We start from the raw sequence: 12,988 nt of genomic DNA on the forward strand, positions 1-12,988 counted from the left end.
GGCAGTATCAGCTAATCCTGCCGGGCCCGGGCGGCTCGGCCTGCTTGCCGAGCGACAGGTCGGCGGCCTCGCCCTGGGTGATCAGCCGCGCGCTCCGCTGGTTGCGGGCGTGAATCCAGAGCCAGTTGATCGCCACGCTCAACCGGGCGCGCGAGCCGATGAGGAAGTAGATATGGGCGGCACCCCATAGCCACCACGCCAATGCGCCACGCAGCTTGAGGCGGCCGAAGTCGATCACCGCGCGCCGTTTGCCGATCTGGGCAAGGCTTCCCTGGTGGCGATAGTGGAAGGGCATAGGCTCGATCTTGCCACCCAGCCGTGCCTTGATGATGCCGGCGACATGCTTGCCCTCCTGCTTGGCGGCAGGCGCAATGCCCGGAACGGGCTTGCCGGTCGGGCCTACCACCGTCACCACGTCGCCAATGGCGAAAATGTCGGGATGACCGGGCACCGTCAGGTCGGGCATCACCTCGAGGCGCCCTGCCCTGTCGGCCGGCGCATCCAGCCACTCGGCGGCGGGCGAGGCCCGCACGCCGGCGGCCCAGATGATGGTTCTGGTGGCCAGGCGAACGTCGCCATAGGCGACGCTGTCAGCCGTGCAGTCGGAAACCGCGCGACCGAGCTCGACCTCGACGCCGAGCTTGCGCAGCGAACGAAGGGCGTAGTCCGAGAGATCGTCGGGAAAGCCTGCCAGCACCCGCGGTCCGGCCTCGATCAGCACGACGCGGGCCCTGGCGGTGTCGATGTTGCGAAACTCCCGCCGCAGCGTGTCCCGCGCCAGCTCGGCGATCGTTCCGGCCATTTCCACGCCGGTTGGACCGGCGCCAACGATGACGAAGGTCAGCAACGCCGCCTGCCTAGTTGGGTCGGTCTCGCGCTCGGCCTGCTCGAACGCCATCAGTATGCGCCGCCGGATGGTCGTTGCATCCTCGAGGGTCTTCAGGCCAAGTGCGAAAGGCTCCCATTCGTCATGGCCGAAATAGGCGTGGCGGGCGCCGGGCGCCAGCACCAGCGTGTCGTAGGGCACCGTCTTGCCGTCCTGGAGCAACACGTGCCGGCGCGCGGCATCGACGCCCGTCACATTCGCCAGCACCGTCGTAACCTCGGGCCTGTCCCGCACCACCGAGCGGATCGGCCAGGCAATCTCCGATGTCGCCAGCGAGGCGGTGGCCACCTGATAGAGCAGAGGCTGAAACAGGTGATGGTTGCGCCGGTCGATGAGGGTGATGCCGACAGGCGCGCCGGCCAGCGCCTTGACGACTTCCAGACCGCCGAAGCCCGCGCCGACGACCACTACTCGATGCTGCATGGATGCTGTCCTCTGCCTTCCCTAGGCATAGTAGAGCCAGCCTCGCGGGCAGGTATAGCTCCGAAGATCATGGAATGTCTTCCGGCCTCCGCCCAGGGCGGCTGCGGTAGGCCGGGAAGGTCCAGCCGAATTTCAGCGCACCGCCACGCACCATGAAGGCGGCGACAAAGGCGACGACCGCCGACACCTCGGGCGGCAGGTCGGCGAGCTCGGCCAGCGTGTAGATGCCTGCCCCCACCATCGCCGCCGAGACATAGATCTCGGGCTTGAGCAGAACCGACGGCTCGCCGGCGAGCAGGTCGCGCAGGATGCCGCCAAAGGTCGCCGTCAGCATGCCCATGATGATGGCAACCGTCGGCGAGCCGGTGGCTTCCAGGCCTTTCGCCGCACCGATGGCGGCATAGGCGGCCATGCCCAGGGCATCGAGCCAGAGCAGCAGCTTGTAGCGGGATTCGACAAGATGAGCGGTGAAGAAGACAAGCACCGCGATCGCGGCGCAGACCAGCACATAGGCCGGGTTGACCACCCAGAAAACCGGCAAGCCAAGGATGACGTCGCGGACCGTTCCGCCGCCGATTCCGGTGAAACTCGCCAGGAACAGGAAGCCGATGACATCGAGCTCTTTGCGCGAGGCGGCAAGCGCGCCCGTGGCGGCAAACACCGCCACGCCGGCATAGTCGAGGTAGAGCAGCGGATTCATGAAGGGAGCGAATAGGCAGTAGTGAGTAGCGAATAAAAGAAGAGCATTGCAGGCACCCCGGCTTTACAGCCACATTACCCGCCAATTCCCTATTCGCTACTCCCTATTCGCTATTCGCTGCCTACGCGTCCTTCTCGGCCTGCTCGTTGACCGGGCCGGGCTCCGCCGGAGCCTCGGCGACATGCTTGGGGCCGCCCTTGGCGACACCGACCATGGCCGGACGCAGCACGCGATCACCGATGGTGTAGCCGGACTGCACGACCTGCACGACCGTATTGGCCGGCACGTCGGGGTTGGGCACCTCGAACATCGCCTGGTGGAAATTGGGATCGAACTTCTCGCCCTGCGGGTCGAGCTTGCGCACGCCATGGCGTTCCAGGGCCGTCAGCATGGCACGCTCGGTCACCTCGACGCCTTCGATGAGGCTTGCGAGGCCCGCGCCACCGGCAGCCTTGGCCTCATCGGAAACCGCTTCGATGGCGCGGCGCAGATTGTCGGAAACCGAAAGCATGTCGCGGGCGAAGTTGGCCACCGAATAGGCACGGGCATCCTGAACGTCGCGCGCGGTGCGGCGGCGCAGGTTCTCCATCTCGGCAACCGTGCGCAGGGCGCGGTCCTTCAGTTCCTCGTTTTCTTTCAGCAGCCGCACGACGGCTTCATAATCGCCATCGACGCCGCCCTCGATCTTTTCGGCCTGGGCCTCGACAGCCGCCGTCTCGTCGGGCGCGCGTTCGTCTTTTGCCTGGTCGCTCATCGCCAATTCCCGTTATTCGGATACGTTGGAAGTTGCGCCCGATATCGAGGTTCGGGGGCCAAAAATCAAGGGGCAAGGGCCGCCGGGCGCGATGCCGCGCCCTTTCGCCGCCCCGAGCGGCGGTCCGGCAAGCCCCCATACTTCAATGTTAATTCAAGTTTTACCATAGAGGCCGACCATTGCCATGGCGGGCGATCGATTCGGGAACCATTTGCATTTGGCAGGAGTTTTGCCGAGGAAGGAACAGGTCCTTTGCCATGCCGAGCAGACGCATCAACAAAATCGCAACAGCCAAGTTGGCGACCAACATCCGAGGCGAACTGGCCACGGAAAGCAATCTGCGCGTTCTGGAAGCGTTGCCGGCATTCCAGGCTGAGGACGATCTGCCACAAAAGCTTCGCCGCCTGCTCGACAGGCTGGAAGCGGCTGAGCGGACGCAACCTCATCCAAAACCCTAGATTCAGGCTTTGGCCTGCACCCGTCGCCATGAATAGCCGGCACCCTTGTCCGCCGGCTTCGTCGCGGGCTGATAGTGCAACGGCAAGCCGCCGACCTGCCCCGCTTCAAGCCGCTTCAGCAGCACCGGATGCGACACCTCGAACTCGTCGAAGCCCACCCTCAGCATATGCGGCAACTGATCAATCAATACCTGGCCGGTCGCACGAACGGCACCATCGAAGCCGTGGCGGCTGCGCAGCAGTTCGGCCTTCGAGAAGGAACGTCCGTCGTTGAAGGCCGGAAAGGCAAGCGCCACCAGCGACAGCTGGTCGAGCAGGTCCACGATCGACTCCAACTGGTCACCCGGCTGCAGCAGCACGCCAATGCGCTCCTTGGCGGCCTCGCGTTGCTGGGGATCGAGTTCGAGGAAGGCGGGCAGCGACAGGATGACCCGGCTGTTGCCGGCCAGGGCACCGGCATCCTCGGCATGGATCCAGCCGTCGTCGCGGAAACCCTCCGGGGTCCAGAGGCGGGTCTTGGTCTCCGGTGTCACGTCGGTCATTGCAGAATTCCTAGAGGGATGCGTCGGTCAGCGACTGTTCGAGGCCGGAGAGATGTATACCACATTCGGTCTTGCCCTGGCCTGCCCAGCGCCCGCTGCGGGCATCCTCGCCGGGCTTGACCGGCTGGGTGCACGGGAAGCAGCCTATCGACAGGTAACCGTAGGCGACCAGCGGGTTCTCGCGCAAGGCATGCTTGCGCATGTAGTCAGCGAGATCCGAGGTCGTCCAGCGCGCCAGCGGATTGATGCGAAAGCGCGGGCCGATCTGCTCGATCACCGGCAAGGCCGCGCGCGTCGACGCCTGGAACCGCTTGCGGCCGGTGAACCAGGCACTGAAGGGCTCGACGCCGCGGGCCATCGGCTCGACCTTGCGCACGTCGCAGCAGGCGTCAGTGCTGGTCTGGTGCAGATTGCCGGTCGGGTCGATGCGCGCCAGGGCCGCCTCGTCGGGGGTTATGACCCGGATGTCGGTCAGGCCGAAATCGGCGGCCAGCGCGTCGCGATAGTCGAGCGTTTCGCCGAAATGCTTGCCGGTATCGAGGAAGATCACCGGCAGGTTGCGGTCGACTTCGGAGATCAGGTGCAGCAGCACCGCCGAATCCGCGCCGAACGAGGAAACGGCGGCAATTTCGCCGGCAAAGCGGTCGACGGCCGTGCGCTCGATGATCTCCAGCGGCGAGAGATTGCCGTAGAGCGCGTCGAGCGATGCGGCTTCGGCCAGAACCTGCGCTTCGATGTCGGCGTCAGGCTGCCTTGGCTTCGCTAGCATAAAGCGCCTCCTTGAACGGCGCCGGGCCAATGCGGCGATAGGCGTCGAGGAACTTTTCCGACCGGTCGAGCCGGATCGCAAGATAGGTCTCGACGATCGTCTCGATGGCGTCGGTGATCTCTTCCGGGCCGAAGCCGCGGCCGATGATCTCGCCGACCGACGTATGTTCGTCGGCCGAACCGCCGAGCGTCACCTGGTAGAGCTCCGCGCCCTTCTTTTCGACGCCGAGAATGCCGATATGGCCGACATGGTGGTGGCCGCAGGCGTTGATGCAGCCGGAGATCTTGAGCTTCAGTTCGCCAATGTCGCGCTGGCGCTCGAGCGAGGCGAAGCGCTTCGAGATTTCCTGTGCTACCGGGATCGAACGGGCATTGGCCAGCGCGCAATAGTCGAGGCCCGGGCAGGCGATGATGTCGCTGATCAGGTTCGAATTCGCGGTGGCAAGCTCGATCGCCACCAGCGCGTCGTAGACCGCCTTGAGGTCGGCGCGGGCGACATGCGGCAGGATCAGGTTCTGCTCGTGGCTGACGCGGATCTCGTCGAAGCCGTACCTCTCGGCGATGTCGGCGACGGCCTCCATCTGGCTGTCGGTGGCGTCGCCCGGCACCTCGCCGATGCCCTTGAGCGAAATCGTGACGGCAGCATAATCAGGATTGCGGTGGGTGAAGACGTTCTGGTCGATCCAGTCGCCGAAACTCTTGGAATCGAGCCGCGCCAGCTTGACAGCTTCGTCGCCCTCGGGCCGCGCCGCCAGTGCCGGCGGCGCGAAATAGGCCTGGATCGCAGCGACATCGGCTTCCGGCAGCTTGAGCTCGCCGTCCTTCAGCGCCTGCCATTCGGCGTCGACCTGACGCGTGATCTCGTCGACGCCGGTCTCGTGGACCAGGATCTTGATGCGCGCCTTGTACTTGTTGTCACGGCGGCCGTGCAGGTTGTACACGCGCAGGATCGCCGTGGTGTAGGACAGCAGGTGTTCCTCCGGCAGGAAGTCGCGGATCTTCCTGGCGACCATCGGCGTACGGCCCTGGCCGCCGCCGATATAGACGGCGAAGCCAAGCTCGCCCTTGTCGTTTTTTTTGAGATGCAGGCCGATGTCGTGGGTCTGGATGGCGGCGCGGTCGCGCTCGGCACCGGTCACCGCGATCTTGAACTTGCGCGGCAGGTACGAGAACTCCGGATGCACCGACGACCACTGGCGCAGGATCTCGGCATAGGGACGCGGATCGGCAACCTCGTCGGCGGCAGCGCCGGCGAAGTGGTCGGCGGTGACGTTGCGGATGCAGTTGCCCGAGGTCTGGATGGCGTGCATCTCGACCGAAGCGAGGTCGGCGAGGATCGCCGGAATATCCGACAGGGCCGGCCAGTTGAACTGGATGTTCTGGCGCGTGGTGAAGTGGCCGTAGCCCTTGTCGTATTTGCGGGCGACGTGGCCGAGCATGCGCATCTGCTTCGAGTTCAACGTGCCGTAGGGCACGGCGATGCGCAGCATGTAGGCGTGGAGCTGGAGATAGACGCCGTTCATCAGGCGCAGCGGCCGGAACTGATCCTCGGTGATCTCGCCACCAAGGCGGCGCTCGACCTGGTCGCTGAATTCGGCGACGCGGGCCTTCACGAAATCATGGTCGAACTCGTCGTAACGGTACATGGTCGTCTTCCGGTCTTCAGGCGGCACCGGCCGAGGGCCGGGCCTGCTTGCCAAGGTCAAGGCGGTTGGTCGGGCCGGCGGCGCGGATCGCCTCGCGCAGCCTCAGGGGGCGTATGGTGCCGCCGACCAGCGACACGTCGATCAGGTTGACGTCGACCACCTCGTTGTTGTCGTGGGCGGCCTTGCCGATCGCCTCGAGGCGGGCTTCGCCGGCCTTGTCGTCGACGGTCTCGGCGACATCGATGGTCTCGGCCCAGGTGCCGTCGGCTGCGAACCATACGGCCTCGCCGTCGGTCAGCCGGTTGGCGGTAAGGATCTTCATGCCCTGCTTCCTTCGAGCGCCGCACGCGCGGCCTGTTCGTGCCTGTGTGCCGCCAGCGGCTCGGAAAGTTCGAAATTGGCGCCGGCGACCGCATCGCCGATGATGGTCATGACAGGTCCATCGAGATCGCTGCGCGCTTCGAGCGACGGCAGGTCGGCGAGCGTGCCATGGAAACGGCGGCGGTTCTTCAGGCTGGCATTCTCGACGACGGCAACCGCCGTGTCGGGCGACAGCCCGGCATCGATGAGCCGGCCGGCGACATCGGCGGCGACCGAGCGGCCCATATAGACGGCAACGGTAGCGCCCGAGATGGCAAGCTTGGCCCAGTCGGGTAGCGAGCCGCCCTTGAGGTCGTGGCCGGTGGTGAAGACCATCGAAGAGGTGACGCCGCGCAGCGTCAGCGGCAGCTCGAAATCGGCGGCAGCGGCAAAGGCCGAGGTGACACCCGGCACGACCTCGTAGGAGACGCCGGCATCGCGCATCGCCTGCATCTCTTCGCCGGCACGGCCAAAGACCAGCGGATCGCCCGACTTGAGGCGCACCACGCGCTTGCCTGCCTGGGCCAGTTCGACCAGCAGGTCGTTGATCTCGGATTGGGTCTTGGAATGGCAGCCCTTGCGCTTGCCGACCGGCAGGCGTTCTGCGTCACGGCGGCCCATAGAGATCACCGCCTCGGGCACCAGCGCATCGTGGACGATAACGTCGGCTTCCATCAGCAGGCGATGGGCGCGCAGGGTCAAAAGGTCCTCGGCACCGGGGCCGCCACCGACGAGCGCGACATGGCCCTTGGCTTCGCCGTTCTGCAACAGGAGTTCGGTCGCCGCGTCATGCGCCTGGGCCAGGGTACCGTTGTCCAGCGTCCGGGCGGGGACGCCTTCAAAGAACTCGCGCCAGAAGCCGCGGCGGACATTGCCCTTGGGCAACAAACGCTCGACGGAATCACGGAAGCTGGCACCCAGCGTGGCCAGCGCGCCAAGCTGGGGCGACAGCATGCGGTCGATGCGAGCGCGGATCATCTGGGCGAGGACCGGCCCTGCGCCTTCGGTGCCGATGGCGACGGCTACCGGCGCACGATTGACGAGCGCGGGCGTGAAGAAATCGCAGAGTTCAGGACGGTCCACCGCGTTAACGACGATGCCGAGCTCGCGTGCGTCCTGGGAAATGCGGCGATCGAGCGCTTCGTTGCCGGTCGCGGCGAAGACCATGACGGCACGACCAATCAGCGAGGCGTCATAGGCAGCGTGAATACGGGTCGCGCCGTTGGCGGCAATCCAGTCGCGGAGCTGCGGCTCGACATGATCGGCGATGATGCGGATTTCGGCGCTCGACTGGCCGAGCAGCCGCGCCTTGGCCAGCGCCTCGTCGCCACCGCCGACGATGACCACGGCTTCGCCTTCGACCTTGAGGAAGATCGGGAAGGCGTTCAACTTGGCGGCGGCTTGAGTCATGACGCGAGGGTTTCCGGAATACCCGTCATTTCTAGCCGCCATTGCTGCGCTGCAGAAGAAATGCACTCGCGCGCGTCGAGATGGGAGGCAATCGCTTTTGCCCGCGCCCCAGCCCGAGGAGAAAAATATTCCACCGCGGCGATGCCAGGATATTTCAATCCCTGCCTCGCTGCTGCGGCCATTGGCAGCCGACTGCCTCTGCGAAGCCCGGTAATCGCTTGCATTCACCGGCTCCGCGGCCAGGTGCCGCCCGCACAGATCGCCAATCCATAGTGCTTGCTCGCAAGGAAGGCGATGATGCCCCGAAACGCATTTTTCCTAATTTCTACCAAATTAGTAGAATTACGGGCAGATGCCCTCTCCCGCCATCGCGTCATTCGGAACCGTGCCGCCGCCCCCGCGTTCACCAAGCGGGGACGGTGCGGACAAGAAGGAGCACGAGATGACGCACATCAATCTGAAGCACGGGATCTGGGTGCTGGTGGCAGATGGCGAAAAGGCGCTGTTCCTGAAGAACCAGGGCGACACCAAATATCCGAACCTTGAGGTCGTGCGCGAGATGGAGCAGGACAACCCGCCGACGCGCGAGCAGGGCAGCGATCGCCCCGGCCGCTACAGCGACGGCCCTTCGATCCATCGCAGCGCGGTCGACGACACCGATTGGCACAGGGTCGCCAAGGAGCGCTTCGCCGACGAAATCGCAGCTCGCCTGTACAAGCTCGCCCATGCCGGCGATTTCCAGGAGATCGTACTGGTGGCGCCGCCCCTGGTGCTCGGCGAACTGCGCAAGAAGCTGCACAAGGAAGTCGATGAGCGCGTCTCAGCCGAAATTCCGAAGACGCTGACCAATCACAGCGTGTCCGACATCGAGACGATCCTGATGGCAGCCTGACCCGCAGAAGTAGTTCCCCAGCAACCAGGCGAGGAGTGCCGGCAGCGATGCCGGCACTTTTTTTCGGCACGAGCCAAGTTTCTTGGCCGCACAGGGTTGCGCATGCTGACCTGCGTCCACCATATTGGAAATGCAGCGGATTTCACCGCCGCACCCCACACAATTTTGACTTTCCGAAAGGTGCCGCCGGGACAATGCCGCATGACACGCCCCTCATCGCTACTATCGTCGCCGGTCTGGGGCTGGCATTCATCTTCGGCGCACTCGCCAACCGCTTCAGAGTGCCTCCGCTCGTCGGATATTTGATCGCCGGCGTGCTGGTCGGGCCGAACACGCCCGGTTTCGTCGCCGACCAGGAGCTGGCACTGGAACTCGCCGAGATCGGCGTCATCCTGCTGATGTTCGGCGTCGGCTTGCATTTCTCGCTCAAGGACCTGTTATCGGTGCGCGCCATCGCGGTGCCCGGGGCGGTCGTGCAGATTTCCTTTGCCACGGTACTTGGCGTCGGCCTCGCCTGGATGCTCGGCTGGTCGCTGGGCGCGGGCCTCGTCTTCGGCCTGGCGTTGTCGGTCGCCTCTACCGTGGTGCTTCTGCGCGCGCTGCAGGAGCGGCGCATGATCGAGACCGAGCGCGGCCGCATCGCCGTCGGCTGGCTGATCGTCGAGGACCTGGCGATGGTGCTGGCGCTGGTGCTGTTGCCGGCGCTGGCCGGCGTGCTCGGCGGCGAGCAGCAGGCATCGCAGGCGCCCAACATCCTCGCGCTGGGCTTCGACGTCGGCGTATGGGGCGTGCTGGGCATCACGCTTGCCAAGGTCGCGGCCTTCGTCGTGCTGATGATGGTCGTCGGCCGGCGGATCATTCCGTGGCTGCTGCACTACGTCGCCCATACCGGCTCGCGCGAGCTGTTCCGCCTGTCGGTGCTGGCAATCGCGCTCGGCGTCGCCTTCGGTGCCGCCAAGCTGTTCGGCGTGTCGCTGGCGCTTGGCGCCTTCTTCGCCGGCATGGTGATGAGCGAGTCCGAACTCAGCCACCAGGCGGCCGAAGAGACGCTGCCGTTGCGCGACGCTTTCTCGGTGCTGTTCTTCGTCTCGGTCGGCATGCTGTTCGACCCGACCAGCCTGCTCAGCAATACCTGGCCGATCCTCGGCACGCTGTTCATCATTCTCATAGGCAAGTCGGTGGCTGCCTTCCTGATCGTCATCGCCTTCGGCTACCCGATCGCAACGGCGCTCATCATTTCGGCGAGCCTGGCGCAGATCGGCGAGTTCTCCTTCATGCTGGCCGGTCTTGGCGTCAGCCTCGACCTCTTGCCCGAGCAGGGCCGGGACCTGATCCTTGCCGGCGCCATCCTGTCGATCGTGCTCAATCCGCTCGCCTTTGCCGGCGCGGCGCGGCTGAAGCCATGGCTCGAAAAGCGCGCCGGTATCCCCGAGGCGGTCGAAGCCGTTCCGATCGGCCCGGCGACCGAACCCGGCGAGGTTGCGACCACGACGACCGTGCCTGTGAAGGACGACGAGGACGCGCCGCCGCCGACCAAGCTGACCGGCCATACGATCCTGATCGGCTACGGCCGCGTCGGCTCGCTCGTCGGCCAGTCCCTGAAGGCCGCCGGAATGGAGTTCCTGGTCATCGAGGACGCGGACAAGACGATCGCCAGGCTCAAGGCCGAGGGGATCGAGACTGTCGCCGGCAACGCGGTCAAGGGCGAGGTCTTCGCCTCCGCCAATGCCGCCGGGGCCAGGCGGCTGATCCTGGCCATCCCCAATGCCTTCGAGGCCGGCCAGATCATTCTCAAGGCCAAGGCCGCCAATCCCGCGATGGTCATCATCGCACGCGCCCATTCCGACGCCGAGGTCGACCACCTCACCGGCCTTGGTGCCGACAAGGTGATCATGGGCGAGCGCGAGATCGCGCGGGGGATCGTCGAGCAGGTGATGGCAAATGCCGGCACGCCGCCGGCCGGCGAACCGGAGCCAGGCGCGCCGGTAGCGGCCTGACCGGCCGGAGGGTCCGAGCAATCAGGCCCGACGGACCCCGTGTCGGCATGATCAGCTTCACCTGCTGGCGGCGAGCTGGGCGAGATGGCCGGGCAGATCGGTGCCGGGTCCGGACGCATTGATCGTGTCGAAATAATCGTGCCATCCCGATGCGGCGATGCCCTGCAACAGCGCATCCAACGCGGCATTGTCGGGGAACCTCCAGATGGCGAAGAAGCGATACGGCGCAGGATGCATCTTGGTGGCATCGGTTTCGCCCAGTGCGATGGCCTCGACGCCAAGCGACGACAAGGCAGCCATGCCGGCACCTATGGCCTCGAAGAAGGCCTGCCGCCCGGCGGCTTCGAGCGCCTGCCATGCGGGTTTCGGGGTATAGAGCTCGGCCAGATAGTGCGCCACGGTGTTTCCTTTGGATAAAGCGCTGCCCACGGCCACGGGATGCGGCCGCACAGGCATACGCGGGATTGATGGGGGCGGTGGGACGCCGGGTCAGCCTGGTTCGGCTGCTTGAGCGCTTGCCTGTGTCACGGTGGGATCGAGATTTTGCCAGACACGGCGCAGCAGATCGCCAAACATCTGCCTGTCGTCGGCGCTGAAGCCGGCGAACAGCGTGGCGATCCACTTGGTATGCTCGTCGAACAGGACACGCGCCGCCGCCTGTCCCTTGGCGCTGAGGCGCACCGAGACCTTGCGGCGGTCCTCAAGACCCGCATGGCGCGCAAGGAAACCATCGCGTTCGAGCCCGTCGAGCAGCCCGGTGATCGTCGCGCGCGTGACGCCGGCGCGCTCGGCCAACTCGTGCGGCGAGAGCCCCTCGGGGCGATCGTGCAGCAAGAACAACAGCACGAACTTGCCCTCGGAAAGCTGATGCGGGGCAAGGCGTGCGGCACAATCCCGGTCGATCGCCGACGACAGCGCCAGAATTTCCAGGCACAGCCGCAAGCCGGTTTCGGGCTGGCCCCGGCGCTTGGCTTCGTCCAGCAAAGCGAGGTGTTTTTGCTCAAGCATTGTCATATGTCGCCATATAGTATGGCGCCGTACTATATGTCAATCGGCGCCTGACCTCGCCCCAACAGTCAGAAATACGCGAGATCGCCCGCGCCATCGACGGGGGATGGTGGAAGGCCGGCGGACACCGTCCCGTGCCCCAAGCCCCGCCGACTGAATCGGCCTGCGCAGGTCCAGGCAAGCAAAAGCCGCGCAGTTGCCTGCGCGGCTTCGTTTTGCGTCTGAAGTGCCGGTCAGCCGCCGACGAGTGGCAGGACGAAATTCGGCCGGTAGGTGTCCATCGTGGCGCCGTTGCGATCCTCGTCGAGCAGCGTTCCGCTGCCGAAGCTGGCGCGCAGGCCGACCGTGAGCTTGTGCAGGTCCAGGCTATCCGACGCCTCCGATATCGAGACGTTTTCATACTGATAACGACCGAAGACCGACCAAGGGGTGTCGGTGAAGCGGTAGGTCGCCTGGAGAGCCAAGGCGACGACGTCGAAATCCAGCTCCATGCCGCCCTGGCTGATATTCATCCGGTGGAAGCCAAGCTCGGCGTCGAAGCGCAGGTTGTCCTGCGCAAAGTAGCGCGCCACGCCGCGAATGCCCATCAGATCGACGTCGAAGGGCAGCCCGTCAGCTTCAAGCCCACCGTAATAGGCCTGGCCGTAAAGGGTGACGTTGCCGAAATAGACCTGAGCCTCGGGACCGACCTTCCAGTCCCAGATATCCTGGTCGGGGCCACCATCGGAGAAGCCATAGGTCTTGACCTCGGCGAAGCCGCCAACAGCGTAAGATGCAGGATCGCGCCAGTTGAGATGCAGGACCCCGCCGATGCTGTGCAGCCTGGTGCCTTCGATGTCGATGGCATCGACGGTGAGGTCGCCCTGTGCGTTCCAGCGCTCGGCGAAGGGCACGTTGATGCGCACGGCGCCGCCATAGGCCCAGATGTCACCGTCGTCGAATTCATCGAACCACACACCGCCGCCGTAGATTTCACCATAGCCCGAGATCTGGCGGACGACCGTGTCGTCGACCGGCGCCAGGGCATCTGCTGCAAATGCGGATGTGGTCAGCGCTGCAAGGCAGACGCTTGAGAGAAGAGTCTTCACGGATGGCCCCTCGCCTGAGATTCGATGAGGGAATCCTATATCTCTAAATTAGCGAT

At 65.2% G+C, this 12,988-nt stretch carries 15 protein-coding genes; 3 read left to right on the forward strand and 12 right to left on the reverse strand.

The genetic code is table 11. The features are described 5' to 3' along the window. Positions 1-7: 7 nt before the first annotated feature. From O1Y97_RS01170 to grpE, 3 genes are all read right to left on the reverse strand, one after another. A complete protein-coding gene (locus O1Y97_RS01170) occupies positions 8-1,309 on the reverse strand; it encodes an NAD(P)/FAD-dependent oxidoreductase (protein ID WP_108605576.1) in 1,302 nt (433 codons plus the stop codon). 67 nt (positions 1,310-1,376) lie between these two features. Beyond that, on the reverse strand, positions 1,377-2,009 hold the full coding sequence (locus O1Y97_RS01175; protein WP_108605577.1) for a trimeric intracellular cation channel family protein: 633 nt from the start codon (positions 2,007-2,009) through the stop codon (positions 1,377-1,379). Positions 2,010-2,130: 121 nt separating this feature from the next. Next, the gene (gene grpE / locus O1Y97_RS01180; RefSeq protein WP_108605578.1) at positions 2,131-2,763 is read right to left on the reverse strand and encodes a nucleotide exchange factor GrpE; all 633 of its coding nucleotides are present in this window, start codon (positions 2,761-2,763) and stop codon (positions 2,131-2,133) included. Positions 2,764-3,020: 257 nt separating this feature from the next. Here grpE and O1Y97_RS01185 point away from each other — a divergent pair, with 257 nt between their 5' ends. After that, entirely contained in the window at positions 3,021-3,221 is a 201-nt protein-coding gene (locus O1Y97_RS01185) for a hypothetical protein (RefSeq protein ID WP_108605579.1), read from the forward strand. Between the two features lie 2 nt (positions 3,222-3,223). Here the strand turns inward: O1Y97_RS01185 and O1Y97_RS01190 are convergent, their stop codons facing one another. Genes O1Y97_RS01190 through O1Y97_RS01215 form a run of 6 tightly spaced genes read right to left on the reverse strand, consistent with a single transcriptional unit; the run spans position 3,224 to position 8,129 of the window. After that, a complete protein-coding gene (locus tag O1Y97_RS01190) occupies positions 3,224-3,763 on the reverse strand; it encodes a DUF934 domain-containing protein (RefSeq protein WP_108605580.1) in 540 nt (179 codons plus the stop codon). Between the two features lie 10 nt (positions 3,764-3,773). Then, on the reverse strand, positions 3,774-4,532 hold the full coding sequence (locus O1Y97_RS01195; RefSeq protein ID WP_183262998.1) for a phosphoadenylyl-sulfate reductase: 759 nt from the start codon (positions 4,530-4,532) through the stop codon (positions 3,774-3,776). Further along, positions 4,507-6,177, reverse strand: coding sequence for a nitrite/sulfite reductase (locus tag O1Y97_RS01200; RefSeq protein ID WP_183262999.1), 1,671 nt, complete (start codon positions 6,175-6,177; stop codon positions 4,507-4,509). The genes O1Y97_RS01195 and O1Y97_RS01200 overlap by 26 nt, the downstream gene beginning before the upstream one ends. A 16-nt stretch (positions 6,178-6,193) precedes the next feature. After that, on the reverse strand, positions 6,194-6,499 hold the full coding sequence (locus O1Y97_RS01205) for a DUF2849 domain-containing protein (RefSeq protein WP_108605583.1): 306 nt from the start codon (positions 6,497-6,499) through the stop codon (positions 6,194-6,196). Next, positions 6,496-7,947, reverse strand: coding sequence for a siroheme synthase CysG (gene cysG / locus O1Y97_RS01210; RefSeq protein WP_318762803.1), 1,452 nt, complete (start codon positions 7,945-7,947; stop codon positions 6,496-6,498). The genes O1Y97_RS01205 and cysG overlap by 4 nt, the downstream gene beginning before the upstream one ends. Beyond that, entirely contained in the window at positions 7,944-8,129 is a 186-nt protein-coding gene (locus O1Y97_RS01215; protein WP_159097856.1) for a hypothetical protein, read from the reverse strand. Before O1Y97_RS01215 ends, cysG begins: the two co-directional genes overlap by 4 nt. A 260-nt stretch (positions 8,130-8,389) precedes the next feature. On the opposite strand from O1Y97_RS01215, the gene O1Y97_RS01220 reads away from it, so the two are divergent. After that, positions 8,390-8,839, forward strand: a complete 450-nt coding sequence (locus tag O1Y97_RS01220) for a baeRF12 domain-containing protein (protein WP_108605585.1) — start codon at positions 8,390-8,392, stop codon at positions 8,837-8,839. Positions 8,840-9,033: 194 nt separating this feature from the next. Next, complete coding sequence (gene ybaL, locus O1Y97_RS01225; RefSeq protein ID WP_108605586.1) at positions 9,034-10,836, forward strand: YbaL family putative K(+) efflux transporter; 1,803 nt, start codon at positions 9,034-9,036, stop codon at positions 10,834-10,836. Between the two features lie 57 nt (positions 10,837-10,893). Here ybaL and O1Y97_RS01230 read toward each other — a convergent pair whose 3' ends face one another. The 3 genes from O1Y97_RS01230 to O1Y97_RS01240 all read right to left on the reverse strand — a co-directional run bounded on the left by O1Y97_RS01230 (position 10,894) and on the right by O1Y97_RS01240 (position 12,932). Next, positions 10,894-11,235, reverse strand: a complete 342-nt coding sequence (locus tag O1Y97_RS01230; protein ID WP_318762805.1) for a DUF6616 family protein — start codon at positions 11,233-11,235, stop codon at positions 10,894-10,896. Positions 11,236-11,325: 90 nt separating this feature from the next. Beyond that, on the reverse strand, positions 11,326-11,850 hold the full coding sequence (locus tag O1Y97_RS01235; protein ID WP_318762806.1) for a MarR family winged helix-turn-helix transcriptional regulator: 525 nt from the start codon (positions 11,848-11,850) through the stop codon (positions 11,326-11,328). 227 nt (positions 11,851-12,077) lie between these two features. Continuing rightward, positions 12,078-12,932, reverse strand: a complete 855-nt coding sequence (locus O1Y97_RS01240) for a hypothetical protein (RefSeq protein ID WP_108605589.1) — start codon at positions 12,930-12,932, stop codon at positions 12,078-12,080. Between the last annotated feature and the right edge of the window lie 56 nt (positions 12,933-12,988).

The organism is Aminobacter niigataensis (genome assembly GCF_946995915.1).
GTDB lineage: Bacteria > Pseudomonadota > Alphaproteobacteria > Rhizobiales > Rhizobiaceae > Aminobacter > Aminobacter niigataensis.